The 26,133-nt window shown below is 66.6% G+C and carries 23 protein-coding genes; 11 read left to right on the top strand and 12 right to left on the bottom strand.

All coding sequences use genetic code 11. The features are described 5' to 3' along the window. The first annotated feature begins 77 nt into the window (after nt 1-77). The 4 genes from QYM46_RS17620 (at nt 78) to QYM46_RS17635 (ending at nt 6,029) form a co-directional block, all read left to right on the top strand. The gene (locus tag QYM46_RS17620) at nt 78-1,109 is read left to right on the top strand and encodes a hypothetical protein (RefSeq protein ID WP_432790007.1); all 1,032 of its coding nucleotides are present in this window, start codon (nt 78-80) and stop codon (nt 1,107-1,109) included. A gap of 123 nt (nt 1,110-1,232) precedes the next feature. Further along, nucleotides 1,233-2,261, top strand: coding sequence for a 3-oxoacyl-ACP synthase III (locus QYM46_RS17625; protein WP_432790008.1), 1,029 nt, complete (start codon nt 1,233-1,235; stop codon nt 2,259-2,261). Nucleotides 2,262-2,269: 8 nt separating this feature from the next. Continuing rightward, nucleotides 2,270-5,056 (top strand): alpha/beta fold hydrolase, encoded by a 2,787-nt coding sequence (locus QYM46_RS17630; protein WP_432790009.1) that lies wholly within the window; start codon nt 2,270-2,272, stop codon nt 5,054-5,056. A 7-nt stretch (nt 5,057-5,063) separates the two neighbouring features. Further along, complete coding sequence (locus QYM46_RS17635) at nt 5,064-6,029, top strand: NAD-dependent epimerase/dehydratase family protein (RefSeq protein WP_432790010.1); 966 nt, start codon at nt 5,064-5,066, stop codon at nt 6,027-6,029. A gap of 54 nt (nt 6,030-6,083) precedes the next feature. On the opposite strand, the gene QYM46_RS17640 is transcribed toward QYM46_RS17635, so the two are convergent. After that, entirely contained in the window at nt 6,084-7,466 is a 1,383-nt protein-coding gene (locus QYM46_RS17640; protein ID WP_432790011.1) for a hypothetical protein, read from the bottom strand. A 123-nt stretch (nt 7,467-7,589) separates the two neighbouring features. On the opposite strand from QYM46_RS17640, the gene QYM46_RS17645 reads away from it, so the two are divergent. After that, a complete protein-coding gene (locus QYM46_RS17645) occupies nt 7,590-9,521 on the top strand; it encodes an acetate--CoA ligase (RefSeq protein WP_432790012.1) in 1,932 nt (643 codons plus the stop codon). 35 nt (nt 9,522-9,556) lie between these two features. Here QYM46_RS17645 and QYM46_RS17650 read toward each other — a convergent pair whose 3' ends face one another. Further along, nucleotides 9,557-10,528, bottom strand: a complete 972-nt coding sequence (locus tag QYM46_RS17650) for a hypothetical protein (protein WP_432790013.1) — start codon at nt 10,526-10,528, stop codon at nt 9,557-9,559. A gap of 85 nt (nt 10,529-10,613) precedes the next feature. Here QYM46_RS17650 and QYM46_RS17655 point away from each other — a divergent pair, with 85 nt between their 5' ends. Next, nucleotides 10,614-11,201 (top strand): MarR family winged helix-turn-helix transcriptional regulator, encoded by a 588-nt coding sequence (locus QYM46_RS17655; protein WP_248279016.1) that lies wholly within the window; start codon nt 10,614-10,616, stop codon nt 11,199-11,201. Between the two features lie 107 nt (nt 11,202-11,308). On the opposite strand, the gene QYM46_RS17660 is transcribed toward QYM46_RS17655, so the two are convergent. From QYM46_RS17660 to QYM46_RS17680, 5 genes are all read right to left on the bottom strand, one after another. Continuing rightward, nucleotides 11,309-11,794 carry an SRPBCC family protein gene (locus tag QYM46_RS17660; RefSeq protein ID WP_432790014.1) on the bottom strand — a complete coding sequence of 162 codons (486 nt, stop codon included), beginning with the start codon at nt 11,792-11,794 and terminating at the stop codon, nt 11,309-11,311. 148 nt (nt 11,795-11,942) lie between these two features. Further along, nucleotides 11,943-13,403: an LssY C-terminal domain-containing protein gene (locus QYM46_RS17665; protein WP_432790015.1), complete on the bottom strand. Its 1,461-nt coding sequence runs from the start codon at nt 13,401-13,403 to the stop codon at nt 11,943-11,945. A 140-nt stretch (nt 13,404-13,543) separates the two neighbouring features. Beyond that, entirely contained in the window at nt 13,544-14,638 is a 1,095-nt protein-coding gene (locus tag QYM46_RS17670; protein WP_432790016.1) for a MerR family transcriptional regulator, read from the bottom strand. Nucleotides 14,639-14,846: 208 nt separating this feature from the next. Further along, nucleotides 14,847-15,614, bottom strand: a complete 768-nt coding sequence (locus QYM46_RS17675) for a HEAT repeat domain-containing protein (RefSeq protein WP_432790017.1) — start codon at nt 15,612-15,614, stop codon at nt 14,847-14,849. 94 nt (nt 15,615-15,708) lie between these two features. After that, on the bottom strand, nt 15,709-15,975 hold the full coding sequence (locus QYM46_RS17680) for a hypothetical protein (RefSeq protein WP_432790018.1): 267 nt from the start codon (nt 15,973-15,975) through the stop codon (nt 15,709-15,711). A 151-nt stretch (nt 15,976-16,126) separates the two neighbouring features. On the opposite strand from QYM46_RS17680, the gene QYM46_RS17685 reads away from it, so the two are divergent. Both QYM46_RS17685 and QYM46_RS17690 read left to right on the top strand, forming a co-directional pair. Beyond that, nucleotides 16,127-16,714 carry a peptidoglycan-binding protein gene (locus QYM46_RS17685; RefSeq protein WP_432790019.1) on the top strand — a complete coding sequence of 196 codons (588 nt, stop codon included), beginning with the start codon at nt 16,127-16,129 and terminating at the stop codon, nt 16,712-16,714. A 97-nt stretch (nt 16,715-16,811) separates the two neighbouring features. Continuing rightward, entirely contained in the window at nt 16,812-17,171 is a 360-nt protein-coding gene (locus QYM46_RS17690) for an ArsR/SmtB family transcription factor (protein WP_025777104.1), read from the top strand. Between the two features lie 109 nt (nt 17,172-17,280). On the opposite strand, the gene QYM46_RS17695 is transcribed toward QYM46_RS17690, so the two are convergent. The 3 genes from QYM46_RS17695 to QYM46_RS17705 all read right to left on the bottom strand — a co-directional run bounded on the left by QYM46_RS17695 (nt 17,281) and on the right by QYM46_RS17705 (nt 20,096). Further along, nucleotides 17,281-18,216, bottom strand: a complete 936-nt coding sequence (locus QYM46_RS17695) for a DMT family transporter (RefSeq protein ID WP_432790020.1) — start codon at nt 18,214-18,216, stop codon at nt 17,281-17,283. Between the two features lie 40 nt (nt 18,217-18,256). After that, nucleotides 18,257-19,390, bottom strand: a complete 1,134-nt coding sequence (locus QYM46_RS17700) for a pyridoxal phosphate-dependent aminotransferase (protein ID WP_432791761.1) — start codon at nt 19,388-19,390, stop codon at nt 18,257-18,259. 133 nt (nt 19,391-19,523) lie between these two features. Further along, nucleotides 19,524-20,096: a peroxidase-related enzyme gene (locus QYM46_RS17705; RefSeq protein ID WP_432790021.1), complete on the bottom strand. Its 573-nt coding sequence runs from the start codon at nt 20,094-20,096 to the stop codon at nt 19,524-19,526. Between the two features lie 173 nt (nt 20,097-20,269). Here QYM46_RS17705 and QYM46_RS17710 point away from each other — a divergent pair, with 173 nt between their 5' ends. Further along, nucleotides 20,270-20,575 (top strand): cupin, encoded by a 306-nt coding sequence (locus tag QYM46_RS17710; protein ID WP_025777100.1) that lies wholly within the window; start codon nt 20,270-20,272, stop codon nt 20,573-20,575. A 125-nt stretch (nt 20,576-20,700) separates the two neighbouring features. On the opposite strand, the gene QYM46_RS17715 is transcribed toward QYM46_RS17710, so the two are convergent. Beyond that, on the bottom strand, nt 20,701-22,182 hold the full coding sequence (locus QYM46_RS17715) for a glutamate--cysteine ligase (protein WP_432790022.1): 1,482 nt from the start codon (nt 22,180-22,182) through the stop codon (nt 20,701-20,703). Nucleotides 22,183-22,331: 149 nt separating this feature from the next. Between QYM46_RS17715 and QYM46_RS17720 the strand changes: the two genes are divergently transcribed. Continuing rightward, entirely contained in the window at nt 22,332-23,504 is a 1,173-nt protein-coding gene (locus tag QYM46_RS17720) for a M20 family metallopeptidase (protein WP_432790023.1), read from the top strand. A 271-nt stretch (nt 23,505-23,775) separates the two neighbouring features. Here QYM46_RS17720 and QYM46_RS17725 read toward each other — a convergent pair whose 3' ends face one another. Further along, entirely contained in the window at nt 23,776-24,786 is a 1,011-nt protein-coding gene (locus QYM46_RS17725; protein WP_432790024.1) for an FkbM family methyltransferase, read from the bottom strand. Nucleotides 24,787-24,995: 209 nt separating this feature from the next. Here QYM46_RS17725 and menC point away from each other — a divergent pair, with 209 nt between their 5' ends. Further along, complete coding sequence (menC, locus tag QYM46_RS17730; RefSeq protein ID WP_432790025.1) at nt 24,996-26,120, top strand: o-succinylbenzoate synthase; 1,125 nt, start codon at nt 24,996-24,998, stop codon at nt 26,118-26,120. Nucleotides 26,121-26,133 lie beyond the last annotated feature (13 nt).

A 26,133-nucleotide genomic window follows, 5' to 3' on the forward strand; every position in this document is an offset into this window, starting at 1 on the left:
CGAAACGTGCTCTGAGCGGCATGAGTCCATAGACTGACAAGAAGACCACCGTTGTCCATCCCCAGGAAGTCACCCTTATGAACGAGCTCGGCGCCGGCATCTCCATCGGAGTCCTCGCGGCTCTCGTCGTCTTCGTCATCTACTTCATCGGAGCGAAGCTCGGACGATGGCAGCCCCGGAATCCCAACGGCGGAGCCGGTGCTCAGGGCGGCTACCCGCAGGCACAGGGCTACGGTCAGAACCCCTACGGCCAGTCCGGCTACTCCCAGTCCGGTCGCCAGTGGAGCAGCGAGGATGAGACCCGTGTGCTTCCCAACAACGCACAGGGCTACGACGCCCAAGGCTACGACGACGTCGACGCCGATCAGCCGCGGGCCACGAAGAGAGAACTCGCCGCCAACATCCAGCACTCCGGTCAGATGATCGAGGCCAACCGGCGGGCCGCCACCGCGGCCAACGGCGACACCGTCGCAGTGTTCACCTACATCCTCGGCGCCGCCCTCATCGCCGTCGTCGCCTTCGTGTTCTTCAACAATCTGCTCCTGCCGGCCACCATCGGTGCGCTGACGGGCGCGATCATCTGCGTCGCCCTGTCGGCGACCTACACGATCAAGCATCTGGACTTCTGGCCGGACAATGCCACGATCTCGATCATCAACCTGCTCGTCGCCCTGGCCGCGTCGATCTTCATGTACATCGGGTCCGTGCAGACGGTGCGCGACAATATCAGCCTGTCCACGATCACCGACTCGTTCGACGCACTGCCCTTCAGCGACGGATTCTCGGCCTTCGCCGTGGCCATCGGCGACCGGGTGGTGACGTTCTTCAAGGACTTCGGCTTCCTCGGCTTCGTGTTCCTGCTGTTCATGGGCATCGGCTGCATCATCGTGTTCACCCTGGCCGCGAAGTCGCTCGTCGACGTCATGGACTGGCGGATCTTCGCCCAGTTCGGCCACAACGTCACCGACCGTCCGATGTCGCATTCGCGTGCCGTGCGCTTTCAGACCTCGAAGGTCTCGCACACCGTGACCTCGCTCGTTCTCGCCGTCATCGCCGTGCTCGCGGCCACAGGATTGCTCTATGACGGCTTCACCTGGTTCACACGCTGAGGAACATCTCAGAAACCGGGCGGTAAGATAGGTCCGGAATTCCCCGTCGTGACGCGTCACGCGCGCGCCTCTGCGGCCGATATCGACACCGACGAACGACCCGAAAAGGGATGAGTTACTCAATTGGCGAATGGCAACGCAACATTCCGGCACTCGAACGTGGCCCTGCTCGGCCTGACCGAGACCCTGGCCCCGAACGAAGTGACCTCCCAGGAATTCGACGAACGCCTCGCCGATACGCTGTCATCGCTCAAACTGCCGCAGGGTCTGCTCCAACGAGTCGCCGGCGTGTACGCCCGCCGCAACTGGGATGAGCCCCACCAGTTCGCCGCGGGTGCGATCACGGCCGGAAAGAAGGCCCTCGCCGAGGCGGGTGTCCCTCCCGATGCCATCGGACTGATGGTCAACACCTCCGTGACCCGTGAGCACCTGGAACCGTCCGTGGCCGTCGGCGTCCACGCCGGCATCGGGCTCGGCCCGCAGGCGATGAACTTCGACATCGCCAACGCCTGCCTCGGATTCGTCAACGGGATGACCCTGGCCGCGAACATGATCGACGCCGGGCAGATCGAATACGCCCTCATCGTCGCCGGCGAAGACGCCTCCCGCGTCCAAGACGCGACGCTGCGCCGCCTCAACCGTCCGGAGATCACTCGCGAGGAGTACCTCAACGAATTCGCGTCCCTGACCCTGGGTTCCGGCGCTGCCGCGGCCGTCCTCGGGCCGGCCGACAAGCATCCGGAGGGCCACCGCATCCTCGGCGGGATCACCCGTGCCGCCACCCAGCATCATGAACTGTGCGTCGGCGACCACAACGGCATGTTCACCGACACGAAAGGGCTGCTCTCCGGCGGCATGGAGCTCGTCGTCGCCGCGTGGGAGGAAGCCCACGAGACCGGCTGGAACTGGCGGGAGATGGACCGCTACGTCATGCACCAGGTCTCAGATGTGCACACGAATTCGATCACACGGGCCGCGAACCTCGACCCCGACCGGATCCCGGTGACCTACCCGGAGCTGGGCAACGTCGGCCCCGCCTCACTGCCCATCACCCTGTCCCGTGAGGCCGAGAACCTCAGACCCGGCGACCGCATCCTGTGCATGGGCGTCGGCTCCGGCCTCAACACCGCCATGACCGAGATCGAGTGGTAGAGACCTTCATGAGATTTCCTGCACGGCCGGCCACGCTTCCCCCGCAGCTGCCCGAGTGGGACCCCGCCTGGTCCCGGATCGTCGAGGCCGCGACCCCTGATGGGACACACGAGTTCCACGTCCTCGACACCCTGCCCGCCCTGGCCGCGGCCGGTGTCGAGCCGACGGGCACGATCGTCGCCCTCCACGGCAACCCGACGTGGTCGTACCTGTGGCGTCGGCTGGCCAGCGCCACCATCGCCGCCGCTCGGTCGGGCGGACGTGCCTGGCGGCTCATCGCCCCCGACCAGCTCGAGATGGGCTTCTCCGAACGGCTCGCGCACTCCTCGATGCCGGCGCCGAAATCCGCCGAGGTCCGTCGCATCGCCGATCGCATCAGCGATTTCGACGCCGTCGTCTCCGATCTGTTCGCCGAGGTGGCCGCCACCGGATCCGCCACCCACCCGATCGTGACGATCGGTCACGACTGGGGCGGAGTCCTCTCGCTCGGTTGGGCAGCCCGGAACACCGATCGTGTGTCTGCGGCCATCAGCCTCAACACTGCGGTCCACCAGCCCGAGGACACCCCGGTGCCTGCACCGCTGCGGGCGACCCTGGCCGGTCCGATGCTGCCGACGGCCACCGTGCTCACCGACGGATTCCTGCGCGTGACTTTGGGTCTCGGCGATCTCGATGCCGAGACGAAGGACGCATTCCGCGCCCCGTACCGCACACCTGCGGACCGGTGGGCGATCGGCAATTTCGTCGCCGATATCCCCGTCGATGACACGCATGCCTCCGATCCCGAGCTCCAGCGCATCGGCCGGGACATCGCCGCTTTCGACAAACCGGCGCTGCTCGTCTGGGGTCCGAAGGACCCGGTGTTCCTCGAACGCTATCTGCGGGACCTGCGCCGGCGTCTGCCGCAGGCCGATGTGCATCGGTTCGAGACGGCGTCCCACCTCGTCAGCGAAGATCACGATGTGGCCGGACTCGTCCTCGACTGGCTGGACGCGCAGTTCGATGCACCCACCACCGCGAACACCCCCACCGAGGCGGCCCCCGCGAAGGGAACGTCCGCGCGGTCGGGCACAGCCGCCTCGGCGAGGGGGTCGACTTCCGATGTCGCGGATGACCCAGCCGCCGGCGACGGATCCGCGGATGTCCGCACGGTCACGGCGATCCTCGATGCGCGCCGTGACGACGAGGCGATCGCCTCGGTCGACTTCGCGCAGAACCCGGCGCAGCAGATCAGCTGGCGCCACCTGTGGCACGTGACGACGTCGATCGCGAACGGGCTGCTCGACCTCGGCGTACAGCCCGGGGACCGGGTCTCCATGCTCGTCCCGCCCGGCAACAACCTCACCGCCGCGCTCTACGCATGCCTGAAGATCGGCGCGGTCGCCGTCGTCGCCGATGCCGGTCTCGGCCCGAAGGGAATGACTCGGGCGGTCACCTCGGCGGACCCGCAGTGGATCATCGGGGAACTGCCCGGGCTCACTCTTGCACGGGCCTTCGGCTGGCCGGGGCGACGGATCTCGGTGAGTCCGCTCGGACCCGTGCGCTCGCGCCTGTTCAAGGCAGAGACGAGCCTGACCGAACTCTCCCGCACCCCGCACCGGGCCGAGCTGCCGACCCTGGCCCCGGATGCCGATGCGGCGATCCTCTTCACCTCCGGTTCGACCGGACCGGCGAAAGGCGTGCGCTATACGCATGCGGACATCTCCGCTCTGGCGGCCGTGCTGACCAGGGTCTTCGACGTCACGGAGGGCACCGGTCTGGTCGCCGGGTTCCCACCGTTCGCCCTGTTGGGCCCGGCCATCGGCGCCACCTCGGTGACACCGGACATGTCGGTGACGAAACCGAAGACGCTCACGGCCTCAGCGATCGCCGATGCGATCATCGCCGGACGGGCGACCATGGTCTTCGCCTCCCCCGCGGCGTACACGAACGTGGCCGCGACCGTCGGCGAGCTCGACGACCAGCAGAGGGCAGCGTGCGCGGGCGTCGAGCTTGTGCTCTCGGCGGGTGCACCTGTGCCTCTCGAACTCATGGATGCCATCGCCGGAGTGTTCCCGAACGCGTCCATCCACTCTCCTTACGGCATGACCGAGGGGCTCCTGCTCACCGATATCGACCGCGACGGGGTGGCTGCCGCCGCTGCCACCGGCGGTCACGGGGTGTGCGTGGGGCAGCCGATCGACGGGGTCGAACTCGCACTGGCACCCATCGATGAGTCCGGACGATCGACCGATGAGCTGATACAGGGCGAAGACGCGCGGGGCCGCCTCGGCGAATTCGTCGTCAGTGCCGCCCATATCAAGTCCGGCTACGACAATCTGTGGCGCACCACCGCGGATTCGGCCCGTGATGATCTGCACGGTCTGACCTGGCACCGCACGAACGACATCGGGCATATCGACGATGCCGGTCGCGTGTGGCTCGAAGGGCGGCTGCAGCACGTCGTCACGACGCCGCGCGGGCCGGTGGGGCCCGGTGGGCTCGAGGCGCTCATCGACGCCGACTCCCAGGTCAGCCGCAGCTCCGTCGTCGGAATCGGACCCGTCGGCACCCAGGCGCTGGTGGCTGTGCTCGATGCCGAGGGCACAACGCTGTCGCCCGGCCTGGCGCCCTTGGACCTGACGGCGCGGCTGCGGGAGAAGATCGCCGAGGCCGTCGGTCATGACCTGACCGCGGTCCTCGTGGCACCCGAATTCCCCACGGATATCCGCCACAATTCGAAGATCGACCGCTCCCGTCTCGCCGCCTGGGCCGTCAGCGTCCTGGCCGGTGGGCCGGTGCGGGGAAACGTCTGAGGATGAAATGAGAATCACCGTCACCGGAGCCTCCGGGCTGCTCGGTTCGTCCGTCGCGCGTGCGCTCGTCACCGCCGGTCACGAGGTCACGACCCTGCAGCGTCGCCCCTCGGGGGTTGACGGGGCCACCGATGTGGTGGGTTCGGTGACCGATGCGGCCGCCGTCGATGAGGCCGTCACCGGCGCCGACGCGGTCGTGCACTTGGCCGCGAAGGTGTCCATGATGGGCGATCCCAAGGATTTCGAGGCCGTGAATATCGGCGGCACCCGCACTCTCGTCGATGCGGCTCGGGCCGCCGTCGTGCAGCGCCTGGTCCACATCTCATCGCCGTCGGTCGCGCACACCGGTGAGTCGATCATCGGCGACGGTGCCGAACCGGCGTCTCCGGAGTTCGCACGCGGCGAGTATGCGCGGACGAAGGGAGCCGGTGAGCGGATTGCCCTGGGCGCGGATTCGCCCGATTTCCGGGTACTCGTCCTGCGCCCCCACCTCATGTGGGGTCCGGGTGACACTCAGCTCACGGAGCGGGTCATCGATCGTGCCCGATCGGGTCGGATGCCGGTGCTCGGATCGGGCGCGGCGCTGGTCGACACCCTGTTCGTCGACAATGCAGTTGAGGCGATCGTCGCTGCGGTGACCGCGGTCGATTCCACTCATGGTGAGGCGCTGGTGGTGACGAACGGCCAGCCGCGACCCATCGGTGAGCTGATGTCACGCATCGCGATCGCCGGCGGAGCGGCAGAACCCAAGCTGCGCATCCCGGTGGCCCCGGCTCTGGCAGCAGGGTCTGTGGTCGAAAAGGTGTGGGAGCTCGGAGACCATGACGACGAACCGCCGTTGACGAGGTTCCTCGCCGAACAGCTGTCGACCGCGCATTGGTTCGATCAGCGGCGGACGCAGGACGTCCTCGGTTGGACTCCCCGCGTCAGCATCGAAGAGGGTCTGGAGATCCTCGCCGCACACTACGCCTGAGGGTTCCTCCGGAACAGGGGCGATATCACCGGATCAGAGCCGGTGCTGCCGGGCTCAGAGCCGGTACTGGTTGTTCTCCTCGGCTGAGGGTCCCTTGCGTTCGGGAGCCTGGGCTCCCTCGCCGTCGTCATCGGCGGGCTCGTCGTCGGCTGTGCCGGCAGACTCATCGGCCTCGTCCGGCATCTTGCCGGAGAGCGCGTCGGCCGACATTCCGGGTTCGCCCGTCGGCGGTGCCTCGAGCGAGGATCCGCTGGCGGATTCGTCGAACTCCTCCGGGTCGAGCGTCGCCGGATCATCGGCCGGTCCTTCGAGCCCCGGGTCGGACGCCGAGGCGGAGCCGCTGTCTCCGGCATCGTCCTGATTGAGCGACGGAGCCGCGGACTCGTCATCGTTCGTCGCGTCGGCGACATCGGCCTGCGGTGCCTCGGTGGCATCGGCCTGCGGGGCGGCGGTGGGTCGGGCGGGGAACGACGGCGGCATCGGCGGAGGCGGCGGCAGTTCGGACGAATCCCCTGTCTGGACGGTCGGCTTCTCAACGGGCCGAGAGGGTTCATCAGCGTCAGCGCCGGTGTCTCCGGATTCGGTGTCACCGCCGGCGTGGGCCTTGGCGGCGTCGGTGTCGCCCGGCTGTGCGGATTCGGCGGAGTCTGTCGGCTCTGCGGGTGCGGCCGGCTCCGCGGTCTTCACGACCACTGCGGGCTTCGCTGACTCGGCGGGTCGTTCCTCATCCGTCGAGGCCTCGTCACCTTCGGCTCCGTCGGCTTCCAGGGAGGAATCTGACTCATTGTTCTGCTCGGCTGCATCGTCAGCCGCGTTCCGACCGGCTGTGTCGTCGGCCTGCGCGGATGCCTCATCTTCGGTCGTCGCAGCAGACACTGCCGAATCCTCGCCTCCGGACGCCTCGCCCTCGGCGGAATCATCCTCAGCGGCTTCGCCCTCTGCGACCTCCCCCTCGGCAGGAAACGCTGCGGCGGACTCACCGCCTGCCGCTTCTTCCTCGGCGGTTGCCTCCTCGGCATCGGCCCCCTCGAAGCGAGACATCTCCGCGTCGGCGCCCTCGGTGGGGGCCGCCTCAGCGATGTCCGTGTCATCGGACGAGGTCACCTCGGCGGACTGGGCGGTCGATCCCGGCAGGGCGCCGTCGATGCCTTCGAGGCTCACTCCCGCCTCGGCGGCGAGTCGGGCACGTCGTTCGGCACGAGCCTTCGCCCGCTCGTCTTCGCTCTTCTGCGCCTTCGCCTTGGCCTTCGCAGATTCGCCCTTCGGCTGGGTCGGGCGCACGGCCTCCCAGATGAGCAGGACGACGAGCATGGTCAGGCCGACGATGACGCCCATGAGGATCGAGCCCCACGGTCGCGCCATCGCGAAGAAGTCGAAGATGGCGTTCAGGCCGAACATGACGGCCAGGCCGAGGATCAGTGCAACCAGGAATCTCATATCCCCATTGTGCCCTCTCCCGGTCCGAGTGCAGGGAAATGGGTCCACTTTCGTGCCGCCGACGCTCGCCCGAGGATGCGACCCACCTCGGCACAATACTGTGCCATGCGTCACAATGGGCATATGGATACGCAACCCGACACCGCCGCCCCCAGCTACGACGACATCGTCGCCCGCATCGCCGACGATGCCGACGGATTCTGGCTCGAGCAGGCCACGAGCCTCATCGACTGGGTCACCGAGCCGACGAAGGCCGTCGACGATTCGAATGCGCCGATCTACCGCTGGTTCCCCGATGGCGAGCTCAACGTCTGCTACAACGCGATCGACCGACATGTCGAGGGTGGCCGCGGCGACCAGGCCGCCATCATCTACGATTCGCCGGTCACCGACACCGTCCGTTCGATCACGTACGCCGAACTGCTCGATGAGGTCTCCCGCTTCGCCCGCGCCCTGGCCGACAAGGGCGTAGCCAAGGGCGATCGCGTCGTCATCTACATGCCGATGATCCCCGAGGCAGCGGTTGCCATGCTCGCGTGCGCCCGCCTCGGCGCGATCCATTCGGTCGTCTTCGGCGGCTTCGCCCCGAACGAACTGGCCGTGCGCATCGACGACACGGCACCGAAAGCCGTCATCTCCACCTCCTGCGGAGTCGAGAAGAGCCGAATCCTCGAATACAAGCCGATGCTCGATGAGGCGATCGAGATCGCTGCGAACAAACCGGACTTCACCGTCATCGTCCAACGCGACGAACATCGCTGCGAACTCGGCGAGAACGACCTCGACTACGCCGAACTGCTCGACCAGACACCTGAGGGCATCGACCCGGTGACCGTCAAAGCCACCGACGAACTCTACGTCCTCTACACCTCGGGCACCACCGGCAAACCGAAGGGAATCGTCCGCGACTCCGGCGGCTACGCGGTGGCCGGCGCGTTCTCGATGCCGACCGTCTTCGGGCTGAACCCGGGCGACACGATGTTCACCGCCTCCGACGTCGGCTGGGTCGTCGGGCACACCTACATCGTCTACGCACCCCTGCTCGCCGGCGTCACCTCGGTGCTCTACGAGGGAAAGCCCGTGGGCACACCCGATGCCGGGGCCTTCTTCCGCGCCATCGAGCAGCACAAGGTCAACGTCCATTTCACCGCCCCGACCGCCATGCGCGTGGTGCGCAAGGAGGATCCGAACGGCGAGCTGATCAAGAAGCACGACCTCTCACACCTGCGCGCGGAATTCCTCGCCGGCGAACGACTCGATCCCGATACGTACGAGTGGACGACGACGATCCTCGCCGAGGCGACCGGCCGCGACGTCCCCGTCGTCGACAATTGGTGGCAGACGGAGACCGGTTGGCCGATCACGGCGAACCCGCTGGGACTGACCCGGTTCCCGCTCAAGGCGGGGTCGTCGACGAAGCCGACTCCCGGCTTCCAAGTCGAGGTCGTCGACCCCGGCGGTCAGCCCGTTCCGACCGGTGAGGAGGGGCTCATCGTCATCCGGCTGCCGCTGCCGCCGGGCACCATGTCCACGGTGTGGGGCGACGACGAGCGGTTCATCTCCTCCTACCTCGCCGCCTTCGACGGCTATTACCTCACCGGTGACTCCGGCTATCTCGATGAGGATGGGTACGTCTTCGTCATGGGTCGCACCGACGATGTCATCAACGTCGCCGGCCACCGCCTGTCCACCGGCATCATCGAGGCGGTCGTCGCCTCCCACCCGGCCGTGGCCGAGGCCGCTGTCATCGGCGTCCACGATGACATGAAGGGACAGATCCCGCGTGCCCTCGTCGTGCTCGGGGATTCCGCCGAGGCGGCCGACCCGGACACAGTCATCGACGAACTCGTGGCGCTCGTGCGCAAGGAGATCGGTCCGGTCGCCGCGTTCAAGCGCGTCGACATCGTCGCGGGTCTGCCGAAGACCCGGTCGGGCAAGATCCTGCGCAAGACGATGCGGCAGATCGCCGATGGCGTCGCCGATCCGGCGGTGCCGTCGACGATCGAAGACCGCAGCGTGCTCGATGACCTCGGGGCGGTGCTCTCCCGCGGCTGAGCAGTCTCAGGCTTCAGCACGCAGACGCGATTCGGTTACGCGCTGCGCCCCTGTTCGAAGCCCGCGGCGAATCCGCGCTCGAAGGCCTCTTGGACCTCCTGTTCGCGGCTGCGGCGCTCATCGGCCCAACCGAAGGGGTCGAATCCTCGTCGGCCAGGTCCGAAGCCGGGTCCGACGTTCGGGCCGAACCCGCGTCGTCCGCGGCTTCCCCCGCGACGGCGGTCGCGGTCGCCGTGCCCGCCATGAGGGCCGTGATCCCCGTGACGGTCAGGGCCGCCTCGGTGGGCTTCGTGAGCGTCATGCTCGCGGGGGTGTTCGGGATCGCGTGGTCCGTCGCGGCGATCCGAGTCGTCTCCGCAGCGTTCGGGTCCGAAGTTCTCGACGATCTTCGACAGCGAGGCCTTGAGATTCTCGAACTCTTCGGAGGTGAGCACCTCTTCGATGCGATCGCCGACTCCGTCGCGCATATCGCGGAAGCGCTGGCGCAGCTCGTCGGGATCGATGTTCTTCGACGGTCCCCATCCGCCTCGGCCACGCGGAGGGCCGTAGGTCACCGGTTCCTCCGGGTAGGCGGCGCCGTCGGCGACGACCTCATCGGAATCCCAGCGGCGACGTCCTCGCCGCATACGCCCGAAGTCGCGAGGATCGAAGCCGGAGTCGGCCGCGGCCGCGCGGAATTCGCGGCGCAGCACGTGGCTGAACTCGCGCAGCAGCTGCGGCAGATCGGCGTCGGTGTCATCGCCCTTGCCGTCGCCGGAATCGGCGCCGTCTGCAGGCTCGTCGCTCACGGGCTCGGCGCGCGCGGCCGAATCAGTCTCCGCCGCATCGGCCTTGTCCGCTTCGCCCGGCCGTACCTGATCGGAGCCGAGGCTCGAGGCGTCGCCGGCGGCGGTGTTCTCGTCGGTGTTCGGCGAGTCCTTCCGATCATCGGCCCCTGCTGCGCCGGCTCCTCCGGTCGGGGTGGTGAAGTCGTCGTTGTCATCATTGAAGTCATTGTGTGCAGTCATGTCATCTCCTTAGTTGTCATCTGACATGTACATGCAGAATGACATGCAATTCGATTGCATGTCAAGTGGCATGTAAAATCGGAGTATGAGCACGAACGATGACATTCAGGCGATCGCCGAGGCGCTCACCCGCCTGCAGTGGCGGCGCGGACCCGGTGGTCCGCGCGGTTTCGGACCTTTCGGCGGGTTCGGTGAGCACGGCAGTCCCGGCGAGCACGGGGTCCCCGGTGAACGCGGCGGGTTCGGTGAACGCGGAGGATTCGGTGGCGGTCGGAGCTCAGATGACTTCCCCTTCGGCGGCAAGCGTCATCCCGGCGGACCGTTCGCCGCACACGGTCGCGGGCGTGCGCTCATCCGTCTGCTCGTCTCCCTCGTCCAGGCGGGCACGGCGCTGGGAGTCAGCGCACTCGGCGATGCGATCGGCGTCGATCAGCCGCGCGCGTCCAGGCTCGTGTCCCAAGGCGTCGAGCTCGGCTTCCTGCGTCGCGAGGCCGACCCGGACGATGCCCGGCGCACCCTCATCGCACTGACGGACAAGGGTCGCGCGATCACCAACAGGTTCCGCGGCGCTCAACGCGAGAACGTCGATCAGGCACTGAGCGCATTCACCGAGGACGAGAGAGCACAGTTGGCATCGCTGCTCACCCGCCTCGCCGATGCCTGGCCGAAGTGAGCGCCTCTGTCCGTCTGTTCTGACCGGACTGCTGTCCCGGCAGGACGGGCACTCGGATGCGGTGAGCAGTCAGACCTCGGACGCGGCTGTCTGCCAGGCGCCGGATCTCAGCCCTCAGCGAGCTGCTTGAGTCGTTTGAGGGAGGCGAGCAGATTCGCCGTCGTCGTCGACTGTGCGCGCGACAGGCGCTTCGGATCGCGCAGCTCGGTCCAGTCATAGGTGTGACGGACCAGGACCGAGTCGTCCCCGGTCGGTTCGATCTCCCACACCCACTTCTGCCCGAAGGGCTCTCCGCCGACCTCAGAGGGCTTCCAGGCGATGAGCCTGCCCTCGGCGAAGTCGACGATGTGGTTCTCGCGTTCCACGCCCTTGGTCAGGGTCGTGATGAAGGAACCGCCGGTCCCGCGCACTCGCTGGCCCTCGAGGGCCGAGCCGAGATTGTCGTTTCCGTCCCATTCCGGCTGTCTCTGCGGGTCGGCGATGAGTTCGAAGACCGCCTCGGCGGCAGCTGAGATCTCGATCTCGGCAGTGACGACCTTGAGAGCCGGATCGATCGAATCGAAGACGGAAGCATCAGGGGTCTGGTCGGTCATAGAGTCCTGCCTTCGTGTGTGGTCCAGCCTCGGCGTCGAGTGGACGTGCGGGGTGAATCGGACACGGTCAGAATACACGGACCCGCCGCCCAGGGCCCTGCGGGCGGGAACCCGCCGCCCCGTTCCTCGCGGGTGGGAACCCGCCACCTCAGTCCTCGAGGGCGCGGTCCTGTCGTTCGGCACGCAGGGCTGCCGTGCTGAAGCGGGTGAACATCCGGGAGGAGTCGCTCGACAGCGCCAGCAGCACCGCCACCTGCATGGCGATGGTCGTCAGAGCATACATGTTCGTCGCCAGGTCGCGGTCTCCGGTGAAGTAGTTCGTCATCGACACGATCACGGAGATCGTCGAGAGCGTGAGGATCCACAGCCTCGCTCGGTTGCTGCCGCGGAACACCGACGTCGAGGCGATGACCTGCAGACACCCGATGAGGAGGCTGAGACCGACGAGGAATCCCGCGACGATGCGTGTGGCCGTGTCGTCGCTGACTGCCGCGATGTCCGAGCTGTAGTCGACGACTTCGGATCGCAGCCCGTTCCAGTCGAGGAGCATGCTGATCACATCCCACGCCTGGAAGAGCAGCAGAACGAGCACAAGGGCGGCCCCGACGACGGTCTGCAGGGGGCGCTGCCGCCACAGCGTCTTCGTCACTTCGGACACGCTGTGTGAATCGGAGTAGATGCGGGTGGCGTCGAGAGCCAGCTCCAAGCGTTCGGGATGATCGGCTTCGTCGGCGACCACCTCGGTGACGTCGACGATCGGCAGGTGCCCGTCGGTGATGATCGCATCGCCGCCGCCGTTGCGGGAGTGGTATCCGGTGGAGAAGTCCTTGATCCTATCGACCGCGATCACGTCGTTGGCACCGGCGACCGTGTCGACGATGTGGTCGCGTTCGACGTCGGTGTTCTCTTCGATCTTGTGGGTGAACTGGAGGGTGAACAGGGAGATGCCGACGGCTTTGTCGTAGGTTCCCGCGGCCAGCCAATCGGCCTGGTGCCCGCCGGGCAGCAGCCATCCGTGCGGGCATTTCCAGAACCGCACATGGTGACGTTGGCCCGGGTCGCCGTCGACTTCCTGCTGGTAGGCGAAGTCCTGACGGCGGCCGAACAGCAGCAGCGGGGACACCGGCGCCTGCGGGTAGCTGCGCTTCGTCACCGTCGAGCGGATGATCTCCCACGTCGACGCGGGAGTGATGCTGTCGGCAAGGATCCATCCTGCTTCGCGCATCGCATGGTGGATCTGCGCCTCCTCACCACGCCAGGCGAGGTTGACCGGATCGCCGAGCAGACCGTCGGAGGTGCGAGTGCGGCCGATGAAGTAGTTCGGCACATAGATCTGGGACAGGATGCGGTGCAGCCTGGGCAGAGCCAGATAGGACACGACTCCCCAGAACACGAGCAGCGTGAGCACCTGCCACCAGCCGAGGCTGAATCCCTTGAGCAGGATGAGCAGCGCCAGCCAAGTCGAGGCCGCGCCGGCGAACAGGAAGAACAGGTAGTCGAGCACCCCGGTGGGCGTGAAGTGGTGTCGCCGATAGACGAACGGCTGCCTCAGCCGCCGCTTCTGCCCGACCGCCGCGTCCGTTCCGTCCGTCGTCCCGCCCGAAGTCATGGGCGTCAGTTTAGCCAACCTCTTCCAGCGTCCGTACTGCGGATTCCCGCCGTCCTCCGCCGAGGCGGCCCGACCGAAAACGATCACGCTCGCCCCTCCCTGCGAGTCGGACCTCACCGAGGCGGCCCGGCCGGAGTCGGTCAAGTTCGCCCTGTGCGGGGCGGCTGTTCCCGGCGGCGTCTGAGTGCAGCACGTGCGGTGGCCGCGAGTTCCGGACTGTCGTCATTGCTGAGTTCGGTGATGAAGTCATCACTGTGCTCGCCGGGGATCTCGAGAAGGACTTGGAGCACCCTGAATCGTGCCGTCGTGTCGCTGGAGTCCGCGTGCCGGTGCAGTTCGGTCATTATCCGTTCGCTCATATCGGCCCTCGGCCCGGTCGCGTCGACGATGAAGCCGAGGGTCTCGGCCGCCTCGATGTCCCTCGGTCCGTTCATCGCCATGTCGAGCAGCACGGGCACGGCCTTCTCGTCACCTGAGCGGCCGAGGGTGAGCGCGGCGATGCTGCGGATATCAGAGTCGACATCGTCGAGTCCCTTGTCCAGTGCCTGACGGATCATCGATGTCGAGCGTGAGTCGAGTTTCTCATCCGGTGTGGTTCTGCGGATCTCGTCGAGGGCGATCAGTGCATTGCGACGCACTTGGGCCGATGCGTCGTCCATTCCGACGACCACATGGGGCACGGCCTCGGCGCCGGCTTGGGCAAGTGCCCACCGCATGGCCCCAGCCGCGTTGAGCACGGTCTCCTGCAGGACCGCCTGCGAAAGGGCCTCGATCGGCATTCCTCCGTCGACTCCGCTGCCGAGTGCGGCCTTGTGCCGTTGGATGACATCGCCGGATTCGAGAGAGCGCATGAGATCGATGGTGTACAGGAGAGACTCGCCGTCGGCTCGACCGAGCCGAGCGACGGACTGGAGGTGGTCGAGCAGACGCTGCTCGGCCGCGATCCGCTCACGTGCCTGGTCGATGAGGTCCCCGAGCACTGTGCCGGGGTCGAAGTCCGGCTCGGACAGCACCCGACTGACTTCGGTCAGAGACATCCCGAGTTTGCGCAGACCTTCGATGTGGAAGATGCGCCCGATGTCGGCATCGGAGTACTCCCGGTAGCCGCCAGGCGTCCGCTGGCTGGGCAAGACGAGGCCCAATGATTCGTAGTGGCGCAGCATGCGTGCGCTCACACCGGAGCGCCGGGCCACTTCGCCGATGAGCATTGCCACCTCTTCTCCGCTGTCAGCCACTCTATGCCGCAATAGTGGCCCTCCGGGTGCAGTGTTCCGAAGTTCTTCGATGCCTGGGACCTTTCGGACGTCGCTCAACGGCCGCAGGCGGACTTCGCGCAGGTGCTGGAACAGCGCCCTGAAGGAAGGGATCCGAGACCTCGGCCGTGTGCCGGCGGGCTTGCCCCACCCGTCGGCACACGCACGATCGAACCTTCCCTGCGCCGATCTAGACCGTGGTCTCGGACCCCAGTGCGACCACCCGCTTGGCTGCGTCCAAGGCGTGGGCGAAGCCGGCATCCGGGTCATCGAACATGTCCCGGGTCGCCATGGCGTGAGCCCGCACTGTGTCGTCCTCTGCATGTAGCCTCTCATCGACCACTGACACGAGATCCTCACCGAGGGCCACGATCGCTCGGCTGAGGCTCTTCTGCATCTCGACTTCACCGCGTCCCAACTGCGACATCAGGGCGGATGCCAGTTCTGCGCGATTGTCACCCGGGACAAGGGCAACGGCGGCTCTCCACGCACTGCGGGCCACCTCGGTGTCGGCATGGGCGATGAGGGCGGTGCCGATCCGGGCCGGGTCCATGGCCGGCCAGGCGCGGACGTCACCGATCTTCGACAGGGTGTGCAGGGATTGGCTGATCGCCTGCGGCAGCGGCGAGTCGAGTTCAGCGATGAGGCGGGGAACGGTGTCGTCGGCGGGCAGCCGCGTGAGCGCCCAGGTGAGCATGTCGCGGACGAAGAAGTCCGGTTCGATGCGGCACCGGGCGATGAGCACGTCGAGGTCACAGGGTTCGGCCCGTGTGCCGATGGCCATCGCCGCCTGCAGGCGCTGCTGTGGGTTCGACGCACTCAGCGCGTCGATCATGGGGTCGCCGGTGCCGTCCCGAAGGTTTCCGGTGTCGTTCCGAACGTCGCCGCCGGTCTGTTGGTCAGCCTCGGTCGGGGGTTCCGGTCCGCGAGCCTGGTGACGCCCCAGTGGATGTGTCATGGTCTCCACCTCCTTGTCACCCAGTGAAGACCCTGACATCGTGTCAAGGTCAAGGAGGCTGGACTCGCTTCCTTCTCATCCTCAGCGCGGAGTCTCAGCCTCCGCTCGACCAGCCTCCGCTGACTGGAGCAGTGGTGCTCGGACCGGGGCCGCCGTCCGAGTCGGAAGCGGAGGATAAGGATCCGATCGACGAGGAGTCCGAGGTCGGCGATGAGCCCGTCGACGATGATTCCGCAGAGAGGAAGATGACGGCGACGAGGATGCCGGCAATGGTCAGGATGCCGACGGCGACGAAGGAGAAGACCACGATGAGGCAGGTCATCAGAGGTGGGCGGTTGCTGCGCCGAACGATTCTCACCATGGTTCAAGCCTAAGCTGTGCGGAGCCATCCGAGACGAGTCCACGCTCGGCTCCGCTCGCACCCTCACCGCCACTCGGCCGTGACCTTCCTGTGACAAAAACCTCGGCATGGTCTCATGCGTCCTTAAGTTTGTTGCATTATCGTTATATTCATGCCTCGTCTGACCTCATCTCGCAAGGGCCGCCGGTCCGTGCTCACTGGTGCCCTCATCGGGCTCGGGGCTGCAGTGATGGCACTGGTCGTGGGCGCCGTCATCATCCTCAATTCCCCCATTTCGTTCGGTTCCACGAAGATCAGGCAGATGCAGATGGCTTCGGTCAACCAGCTCAGTCAGCAGCAGATCGACAATGCTCGGCTCATCATCGGCGTCGGCCGCGGCGGCGACTTCGATGACCACGCGATCCGCATCGCCCTCATGACGGCCTTGCAGGAGTCCTCGCTGCGCAATCTGGATTCCGGCGACCGTGATTCGGTGGGCCTGTTCCAGCAGCGCCCCTCCCAGGGATGGGGCGAACCCCATCAGCTCACCGATCCCATCTACGCGACGAAAGCCTTCTACGGGATCAACCCCGAGGTCGAGAACCCCGGTCTCAACCAGATCGACGGTTGGGATGCGATGTCACCGACCGAGGCGGCACAGTCCGTGCAGCGCTCAGCTCTCCCCGACGCCTATGGGCAGTGGGAATCCTTGGCCGATGACCTCCTCGGCACTCAGGCCGACGTCGAAGCCCTCGACTGACGCGCCGGCAGTCCGGGGCCGAAGCCGAGGCGGCCGCGGCTGCCTCACGGTGCCCGATATCGCATGACCACGCCCGGTTGTCCGGTAATCTGCACTCATGGCTTCCATTCCCGATTCCGTTCCCGTCAATGACGAGGTCGAGCAGCTCCTGCTCAATCCCGAGGACCATCTCGAAGCCATCACCGAGACCGCCGACCTCTTCAAGGCACTCGCCACACCCTCCCGACTGAAGATGCTGCTCGTCCTCACCCACGGCGAGGCCACGGTCACGCACATCGTCGAGGCGACCGGACTGTCCCAGCCGCTGGTGTCCCAGCACTTGAAGTTCCTCCGCGGGCTCCACCTCGTCGGCGTCAATCGGATCGGCCGCGAAGCCTACTATTCGCTCAAGGACGACCACGTCGCCCACATCATCGTCGACGCCATCGCCCACACGATCGAGGCCCACGAGCACTGAGTTCCGCCCGGAGCGCTGCTTCCGCAGCGATTCCCTCGCCGAGGCGGCCCACCGTTCCCCGGCTCGCCGACGCGGCCCGCGACACCGGTTCGAGTCCGACGGCTCTGCGCTACCGACGTCGACGACGTGTCAGGGCCTCCGGTCCCCCACCGACGATCCATACGATGAGGGCCACGAGCACGGCACCGATCCACTGTCCCGCCTGCAGCCGTTCCCCGGCGATGAGGGATCCGAGCACCACCGCCGACAGCGGCTGCAGCAGCATGAGCGCTGCGGTCATCGGCACCGGCACCAGCGGGCTGGAGATGCTCAGCAGCACCCACGACAGCGCCTGACCGCAGACGGCCAGGGCGATCATCCAACCCCAACCGGCCCAGCCGAGGTCGAAGTCGAGTCCGCCGAGAGTCAGCCCGGCCACGGCGGTCATCACACCGGCGGCGATCGTGCCCACCTGGACCGGGGCGACGACGAAGTCTCCGGCGACCTTCCGACTGTGGTGGATGCCGAAGATGTACACGCCGTAGAGCACACCGGACAGCACCCCGAAGATCGCTCCCCGCGTCGGATTCGCCGCCGTCTCATCAGCACCGAACACTCCTCCGGTCAGCAGCATGCCGACGATCATGATGGGCACGCAGCCGATGAACAGCCAGCCCGGCCGGGAACCGCCGAACGCCCACACCAGTGCCGGGAACACGATGACTTGGACACTGATGAGGACCGTGGACACACCCAGACCGGCGTCGAGCACGCTCTGGGCCCACAGCACATAGTCGATGCCGAGCGCGGCACCGGAGACCGCGGCGATGAGGATCGCCTTCGGCGGAAACCGTCCGTGCCGACGCAGCTCGAGCACCGCCAACGGAGCGAGCACAACGACCGCGATCCAACACCGCAGGAAAGCGGCAGTGGGGGCGGTCGCCTCGGCGAGGATGACGAAGAGCCCGGCCGACCCGAGCAGAACGGCCGCGAGGATGACGCCGAGCACCGGCAGGGCCTTCGGGGGCGGAGGCGGCCCGCCCGCTCGCACATCCTCGGCGCTCATCGGTCCACCATGGCGGGACTCATCTCACGACATTCAGGGCTCATCCCATGAAGTCGAGGATGCGGTCGATGGCTTCGGCCGTCCGGTCCGCTCCGACGGCCAGCGACAGGCGCACCGACCTGGATCCGTCGACGGAGTCGAAATCGTCACCGGGGGCGAGCGCAACGCCGGTGGCCTCGAGAACCTGCTCACACCACTGGCCGGAGGTGGCCAGACCCGCGCGGTCGAGGATGTCATCGACGCGGGCGTACATGTAGAAGGCGCCGTCGGGTGGGGCCATCTCGCCGAAGCCGAGGTCGGCAGCGGCGTTCAGCACATGCTCGCGGGCCCCGGCGAATGAGGCCACGGCCGCTTCGCATTCGGCATAGGACTCATCGGCGAAGGCCGCAACCGCCGCGTACTGTGCCGGAACCGGGGCGCACAGGGAGAGATTTCCCGTGACGTTCTGGGCCGGGGCGACGAGCGCTTCGGGCAGGATCGCCCAGCCGAGGCGCCACCCGGTCATGCCCCAGTATTTGGAGAACGAGGAGATGACGATGGCAGTGTCGTCGTGGGCGAGTGCGCATTCGCCGCGGGTGCCGATGTAGCTGATGCCGTGGTAGATCTCATCGGAGATCACCTGCACCCCGTTGTCTCGGCACCAGTCGACGATCTGCCCGAGTGCCTCGGGGCCGATCATCGTGCCCGTCGGGTTCGCGGGTGAGGCGAGCATGAGCCCCTTGAGCGGGGCCTTCGCATGGGCGGCGGCCAAGAGGTCGACGGTGGGCTGGAACCCTTCGTCGGCACCGCAGTCGAGTTCGACGACCTCGCAGCCCAATGCAGCGAGGATGTTCTTGTACGCGCCGTACCCGGGCCGGGCCAGAGCCACCCGGTCGCCGACGTCGAAGCAGGTGAGGAACGTCGTCTGGAACGCTCCCGACGACCCGGTCGTCACGGCGATGCGGTCGGGCGCGATGTCGAGTCCGTACCAGTCGCGGTAGTGGGAGGCGATGGCCTCGCGCAGTTCGGGGATGCCGAAGATCGGCGAGTATCCGAGTCCCGTACCGTCGTTCATGACTTCGGCAGCGCGGGTGAGCACTGGGCTGGGCGCGCCCTGGGTCGGTTCGCCCAGGCACATGGCGATGGTGTCGCGGCCGGACCGCTGCATCTGACCGACGGTGGCGACGATGCCCATCGCTGCGAAGGGCTTGACGAGCCCGGAACGGGCGGAGGCGGCCGGGATGGTTTTGGCGGAGGCGGCCGGGCCGGAAACGGCGGAGGCACGGGTGGTGAGGTCCGCCTCGGTGGGGGTGGATGAGGTCATCGGTTCACTTCTTCTCACGCGGGAGGCGGCCGAGGGTGTAGAACTCCGGGTTCGGGAGCATTTCGGAGATATGGGCCATGCGGTTGGACAGCCCGAAGAAGCCGGTGATCGCGGCGATGTCCCAGGCGTCTTCGGCGTCGAATCCGTGGTCGGCAAGCCTCTGGTGGTCGGCGTCTCCTACGGCCCACGGCTCTTCGCAGACCTTCACGGCGAAGTCGAGCATAGCCATCTGACGTGGGCTGATATCAGCCTGGCGGTAGTTCGTGGCGACGACATCGGCGATGAGCGCGTCCTTCTGGAAGATCCGCAGCATCGCCCCGTGCGCGACGACGCAGTAGAGACAGTGATTGATCGCCGAGGTGGCCACGACGATCATCTCCCGATCGGCCTTGGTCAGGTTCCCCGTCTCCTTCTCCATGAGCGCGTCATAGTAGGCGAAGAAGGCGCGGAATTCGTCCGGTCGGCGGGCCAGGGCGAGGAAGACGTTGGGCACGAAGCCCGACTTCTCGGCGACCTCGAGGATCTGGGTGCGGATGTCATCGTCGACGTCGTCGATGTCAGCAAGTGGGTATCGCATATCACTCATGCTAGCCCGGGTGGCTCGGGCTGCGTCGAGCCCTCTCGCCGTGAGGGCAGGTGGCGGTGTGCGCCCGTGAGATGCCCAGACGGAGCGGTGCGAGCGATACAGTGAAGGCGTCAGGTTCGTCCCGGCTTCCGCCGCAGGCCGTTCGCGCATCGAAGGAGATCACCATGACCGCAGACAATGCAGCAGACACCGGTTCGACCGGCGAGGTCCAGCTCGACAACGGCGTATTCCGGGTGACCAAGTGGACGATCCGGCCCGACGGCGTCATCCCGATGCACAAACATGAGTATGAGTACGTCGTGGTGCCGATGGTCACGGACACGATGCTCGTGCGCAATTCGGATGGCACCGAGATCCGTGCCGAACTCGAGGCCGGAGTCTCCTACACACGCCCGGCAGGGTCCGAGCACGAGGTCTCGAATCCCGGAGGCAGCGCCGACGTCGTCTTCGTCGAGGTCGAACGCCTCTGAGGCCCGTCGCCTGAGCCCGAGAATAGGTCGCTATCGGATACTTTCTGCGTGGCGAAGTATCCGATAGCGACCTAGTTTTGGCGCTGAGTATCCGATAGTGACCTGCATTTGGTGCCGAACGGCCATCAGCGAGTGGGGATCTCCCACGTATGGACGGGCTTGCCGGTCGCCTGGTTCGCCACATAGGCGTCCATCATCGCCGTGATGCCCTCAACGCGTTCGGGTGAGTCCTGTCGGCTTCCGGGAGCGAGGCTCTCGAGGGCTTTCAGCTGCCAGGTCGCACCGTTGATGCGGCGCTCGGCGCGGCCCTCGATGATGGACATGTATTCGTCGATGACGTCCTTATCGATGTTCAGTCGCGCCAGTCCGCGCCTGGCCTGAGGCGCAAGCACATCGGTGACGAGGTCGGCCACGCCGATGCGCCCGATCTTCGGCCACGTCACGCGCGCCTCGATCCCGTCCTTGGCACAGGCGTTGAAGTTCTCCTCCGCCTCGGCGAACGACATCCGCGACCACACGGGACGGTTCTCACCGACGAGGAACTCGGCCAGTCCGTAGTAGAAGGCCGCATCGGCAACCATGTCGACCGGGGTCGGGCCGGCCGGCAGCAGCCGGTTCTCGACACGGATATGGGCGCCGCCGTCACCGGAGTTGTAGATGGGCCGGTTCCACCGCCACACGGTGCCGTTGTGCAGATTGAGTTCGAAGAGCTTCGGAGCGTCGGCGGCACGGAATTCGACGAAGTCCTTGATCTCCGGCAGCAGCGGCGGGAAGTAGCGGACGTTCTCCTCGAAGAGGTCGAAGACGCTGGTGATCCATCGTTCGCCGAACCATACGCGGGGTCGCACACCCTGGTTGACCAGTTCGGGTGTGCGGGTGTCGATGGACTGCGCGAAGATCGGGATCCGGGATTCGTGCCACAGCTTGCGGCCGACGAACAGCGGCGAGTTCGCCGCCATCGCGACCTGCGCCCCGGCGATCGCCTGCGAGGCGTTCCACGCATCGGCGAACCGGTTCGGCGCCACCTGCAGGTGCAGCTGCATCGACGTGCAGGAGGACTCCGGAGCGATATCGGCGAACTCCGCCTTGTACCGCTCTTCGCGACCGAGTTCGATGCGGACGTACTCGCCACGGGCGTCGATGACCGAGTTGCTCAGCGCCTCGTACCGGTTCTCCTCGGTCATCCACTTCTCGTCGGTGAGGAACTCGGTGGTCAGGGACGGCAGGGTACCGATCGACACCGCCTTGAGTCCGTCCTCCTCGGCGGCCTTCTGCGCTTTCTCCAGGCGGTGGGCGACACCGGCTTCAAGTGTTTTGAGCCCACGGCCCGCGACCTGAAGCACCGGGTGGTTGAGTTCGAGGTTGAACGCGCCGATCTCGGATTGGTACTCGTCATCGAGTCGGGCGAGCACTTCCTTGTTCCGCAGGCTCGGCTGATTGCCGTCGCCGACGAGGTTGAGCTCGAGTTCGAGCCCGATCGTGCCCGCCGATTTGAAATCCGCATGGCGAAGGTAGGTATCGAAGAGCTCGAGATTCTCTGCGAGCTTCTCTCGATACAGTGTGCGTTCTTCCGGCGTGTACCGCTTCGAGCTGACTGCCTCACCCATAGGACAAGCAAACCACAGACGGCTGGGTTTGTGCGCGGTGATCTCCGTCCCGCATCCAGGCACACATCTGGTGCCGTCACTGGTCATGCATCGATCGCACCATCCGGACACCGCGGGAGACGGCAACCGGCCTTCCGTAGACTCGCACCATGACTTCCACCACATCGCCGTCGCCCCAGCCCGCTGACTTCGTCGAACAGGCGAAGCGACGCCTGCCCGACATGCTCGCCGACATCGAACGGGTCATCTCCCTCGAGACCCCCTCCCACGACAAGGCGGCCGTGGCCGCAGGCGCTCGGGACTTCGCCGCGCTCCTGGGGGACCGCCTCGGCGCCGAGGCGGAGCTGCTCGACGTCGACGGCACCACCCACGTGCGCCTGCGCTTCGGCACCGGCCCCGCCCGCGTCGTCCTGCTCAACCATCAGGACACGGTGTGGCCGCACGGCACGCTCGAACGTCTCCCCTTCTCCACCGAGGACGGCATCCTGCGCGGTCCCGGCAGCTTCGACATGCTCACCGGGGCGATCATGAGCGTGCACGCGACCGCGATCGTGGCCGACCACCTCGGCGCGGGCGGACTGGACGGTCTGTCGATCCTCGTCACCGGTGACGAGGAGATCGCGTCGCTGACCTCCTCGGATCTCATTCGCGCCGAGGCGGCCGAGGCGAAGGCCGTGTTCGTCATGGAGGCGAGCGCCGGCGGCGCGCTCAAACTCGAGCGCAAGGGCACGAGCAACTACGTGCTGAAGTTCACCGGCAGAGCCTCGCACGCCGGCCTCGAACCGGAGAAGGGCATCAACGCAGGCATGGCCCTGGCCCTGACCCTGCCTTTGGTGGCGGGTCTCGCCGATGCCGAGGCGGGGACGACGGTGGTGCCGACCGTGATCAGCGCGGGGACGACGTCGAACACTGTGCCGGCCGAAGCCCGGGTGGACATCGATGTGCGCGCCCGGACGGCGGCCGAGCTCGAACGCGTGGATGTGCAGATCCGTGAGTTGGCTGCGAAGCCGCAGGTGGAGGGCTCGACGACGGAGGTGCTCGGCGGGATCAACCGGCCTCCGTTCGAACGGGAGCAGTCGGCTGCGCTCTTCGACCGGGCGACGGCCCTTGCGGGCGAACTCGGGCTGCCCGCGCCGCAGGGAGTGTCGGTGGGCGGAGCCTCGGACGGGAACTTCACCGCCGGTGACGGCATCGCCACCCTCGACGGTCTGGGCGCCGTCGGTGATGGGGCGCATGCCGAACACGAACACGCCGTCATCGACGAGATCGCCCCGCGCACCGCTCTGCTGGCCGCCCTCATCGCCGATCAGCTGCAGGGCTGAGGCGGATCGGTTGCCTTTCGCTGCCGCCGACCAGTCCCGCTGCCGACAGTGCGCCGGGGGCCGCCCTCTCCGCAGTTAAGTGGGGCCAGATTGCCGGATTCGAGCCGAAAATGTGCAATCTGCGCCGACTTAACCAGTGGTAGCCGCGGTTCGGCCGGCGGTAACCGTGGTCGCGCACACCGCGGTTCGGCCAGTGGTAACCGCGATCGCGCACACCGTGGTCGCGGCCGGCGGTTACCGCGGTCGCGCACACCGCGGTCGCGCTCGGCGGCTAGTCGACCGGGTAGCCGCTGGCGCGCATCTGATCCGGTGACTTCAGCGTGAACAGCCAGTCGCGCAGGAGCGCATCGGGCCGGATCACCGTCCGTGCGTACAGTCGGTCTTCGCCGACGAGATAGTAGTGGTAGCCGTGCTCGCCGAGGTGGCTCATTACTTCTCGTGGCTTCGCGCGGTCGAAGAGGACTTCGCACAGAATGTCCGGACGGAAGGTCGAGAGGAATTCCCGCCCGTGGGCGAGGACGTCGTTCTCCCCGCCTTCGACGTCGATCTTCACCGTCACACGCGGCGTCTCGCCCCGTACTGAACCGTCGGGGAAGCCCTCCCCTGGCTGCGACTGCGTGTCTCGGTCCGGCACTTCGGCCAGCACCTCGGGCAGGAGGGCGTCGAGGGAGGTGAAGCGCACCTCGGCGTCGGAGTCGAAGTGCATGTCCGAGGAGTAGAACGACGGCAGCGCCGATCCCCCGTCCCCGATGGGCACCTTCATCCAGGTGTCGGGACTGCCGACACCGGTCGGGTGGACGGTCACGCGGGTGTTGAAGCCGTTGCGGTCGATGTTCTTCTCCGCGCCGGCGACGACAGCCGGGATGATCTCGAAGAGGTGGGCGCGCACATTCTCGTTCGCCGCGAGGACGGCCATGGTGAAGACCCCGGTGTAGGCACCGATGTCGAGGAAGACGTCCGCATCCGCACTGAGCGCGACCATGAGATCGAGGGCGAACGCGTCTTCGGGTTCGGTGCGGCGGCCTTTGCCCCAGTAGAACTCCTTGGCGATTTCGCAGCGGAAGGGCTCGACGAGGATGAATTCCGCTCCGCCGGCTCGTCCGCGCACCTCGGTGAGTTCGATGGGCGCTGGGAGGCGACCGATCTTCAGCCCTCTGATCCGGGGCGCGATCGTTCGCAGCAGCGGGTGGAACGCCGGTTGAGCGAGGGCGGTTTTGACCGGCAGCTTGAGGCCGAACCAGGACTGTCTGCGTGCGGTGAGAGTGCGCAGGTGGTCGTTCACGACGGTGGCCCCCTTGCTGACAGGAAGACTTTTGTTCACATTATCAATCCCCGGACCGCCGCTCCAGGGTTTCTTTCCCGGAGGTATTGCAATGAGGCTCCAGAGTCCTTCCCGACCTGAATCGCGATACTCGCCTCCTCATTGCGGACCGCTGGCATAAGGTGGAAGCGAAGACCCATCCGCCCCGTTGCGAAGCAGGAGCCCGGCACATGAAGCTCAAGTCAGTCACTCTCCACCAAGTCTCAATTCCTCTCGTCACCCCGTTCGAGACCTCGTTCATGCGGGAGACGGAGAAGGACTGCTACCTCGTCGAGGCGGTGTTCGACACTCCGAAGGGCGAGATCACCGGGTGGGGTGAGTCCGTCGCGATGATCTCCCCGCTCTACTCCTCCGAATACGTGGCCGCCGGCATCGACGTCACCCGCCGCTGGCTGGCACCGCTGCTCTTCGACGTCGAGGACCTCACCGCGGAGACCGTCGGGTGGCATCTCCGCCATGTCATCGGCCACCCGATGGCGAAGTCCGCACTCGAGATGGCCGTCATCGAAGCTCAGCTGAAGCTCAACGACCAGTCGTTCAAGGACTACTTGGGCGGAGTCGTCGATACGGTTCCCTCGGGCGTATCGGTGGGCATCCAGGATTCCGTCGAGGAGACCGTCAAGGTCATCGGCGACTACCTCGACGAGGGGTACGCCCGGATCAAGCTGAAGATCAAACCCGGCAAGGACATCGCCCCCGTGGCCGCGGTGCGCAAGGCCTTCGGCGACGACTTCGGATTCCAGGTCGATGCCAACGCCGCCTACACCCTCGTCGACGCTGCTCATCTGCGGCGCCTCGACGAATATGGGCTGCTCCTCATCGAACAGCCCCTCGGCGAAGCCGATATCCGCCAGCATGCGGAGCTCGCGAAGCTCATGGACACCCCGATGTGCCTTGATGAGTCGATCGTCTCCGCTGAGGCGGCCGCGGACGCGATCATGTTGGGAGCCACCTCGGTGATCAACATCAAACCCGGACGAGTCGGCGGGTTCATCGAGGCGAAGAAGATCCACGATCTCGCCGCCGCCCACGGCGTCGCCGTGTGGCACGGCGGAATGGTCGAAACCGGCCTGGGGAGGGCGGCGAATGCGGCGCTGGCATCGCTGCCGGGCTTCACCCTGCCCGGCGACATCTCCGGCTCGAACCGCTTCTTCCATGAGGACATCACCGAGGAGATCGTCATGTACGACGGCAAGGTCGATGTGCCCACCGGCGTCGGCTTCGGCGTCTCCATCGACCCGGCCAAGCTCGACCGCTTCCGCACCGAATCAGTGGAGATCCTGCCCGCGAAGTGATCCGAATCCCGCC

Source organism: Brevibacterium sp. K11IcPPYGO002 (assembly GCF_050920635.1).
Taxonomy (GTDB): Bacteria; Actinomycetota; Actinomycetes; order Actinomycetales; family Brevibacteriaceae; genus Brevibacterium.

Excerpts from the sequence above, each read along its gene's own strand:
- QYM46_RS17635 (WP_432790010.1), top strand. The coding sequence starts at position 5,064 with ATGAGAATCACCGTCACCGGAGCCTCCGGGCTGCTCGGTTCGTCCGTC.
- QYM46_RS17715 (WP_432790022.1), bottom strand. The coding sequence starts at position 22,182 with ATGGGTGAGGCAGTCAGCTCGAAGCGGTACACGCCGGAAGAACGCACA.
- QYM46_RS17685 (WP_432790019.1), top strand. The coding sequence starts at position 16,127 with ATGCCTCGTCTGACCTCATCTCGCAAGGGCCGCCGGTCCGTGCTCACT.
- QYM46_RS17620 (WP_432790007.1), top strand. The coding sequence starts at position 78 with ATGAACGAGCTCGGCGCCGGCATCTCCATCGGAGTCCTCGCGGCTCTC.
- QYM46_RS17665 (WP_432790015.1), bottom strand. The coding sequence starts at position 13,403 with ATGACTTCGGGCGGGACGACGGACGGAACGGACGCGGCGGTCGGGCAG.
- QYM46_RS17695 (WP_432790020.1), bottom strand. The coding sequence starts at position 18,216 with ATGAGCGCCGAGGATGTGCGAGCGGGCGGGCCGCCTCCGCCCCCGAAG.
- QYM46_RS17645 (WP_432790012.1), top strand. The coding sequence starts at position 7,590 with ATGGATACGCAACCCGACACCGCCGCCCCCAGCTACGACGACATCGTC.
- QYM46_RS17650 (WP_432790013.1), bottom strand. The coding sequence starts at position 10,528 with ATGACTGCACACAATGACTTCAATGATGACAACGACGACTTCACCACC.
- QYM46_RS17705 (WP_432790021.1), bottom strand. The coding sequence starts at position 20,096 with ATGCGATACCCACTTGCTGACATCGACGACGTCGACGATGACATCCGC.
- QYM46_RS17720 (WP_432790023.1), top strand. The coding sequence starts at position 22,332 with ATGACTTCCACCACATCGCCGTCGCCCCAGCCCGCTGACTTCGTCGAA.
- QYM46_RS17680 (WP_432790018.1), bottom strand. The coding sequence starts at position 15,975 with ATGGTGAGAATCGTTCGGCGCAGCAACCGCCCACCTCTGATGACCTGC.
- QYM46_RS17660 (WP_432790014.1), bottom strand. The coding sequence starts at position 11,794 with ATGACCGACCAGACCCCTGATGCTTCCGTCTTCGATTCGATCGATCCG.
- menC (WP_432790025.1), top strand. The coding sequence starts at position 24,996 with ATGAAGCTCAAGTCAGTCACTCTCCACCAAGTCTCAATTCCTCTCGTC.
- QYM46_RS17655 (WP_248279016.1), top strand. The coding sequence starts at position 10,614 with ATGAGCACGAACGATGACATTCAGGCGATCGCCGAGGCGCTCACCCGC.
- QYM46_RS17710 (WP_025777100.1), top strand. The coding sequence starts at position 20,270 with ATGACCGCAGACAATGCAGCAGACACCGGTTCGACCGGCGAGGTCCAG.
- QYM46_RS17675 (WP_432790017.1), bottom strand. The coding sequence starts at position 15,614 with ATGACACATCCACTGGGGCGTCACCAGGCTCGCGGACCGGAACCCCCG.
- QYM46_RS17630 (WP_432790009.1), top strand. The coding sequence starts at position 2,270 with ATGAGATTTCCTGCACGGCCGGCCACGCTTCCCCCGCAGCTGCCCGAG.
- QYM46_RS17690 (WP_025777104.1), top strand. The coding sequence starts at position 16,812 with ATGGCTTCCATTCCCGATTCCGTTCCCGTCAATGACGAGGTCGAGCAG.
- QYM46_RS17640 (WP_432790011.1), bottom strand. The coding sequence starts at position 7,466 with ATGAGATTCCTGGTTGCACTGATCCTCGGCCTGGCCGTCATGTTCGGC.
- QYM46_RS17700 (WP_432791761.1), bottom strand. The coding sequence starts at position 19,390 with ATGGGCATCGTCGCCACCGTCGGTCAGATGCAGCGGTCCGGCCGCGAC.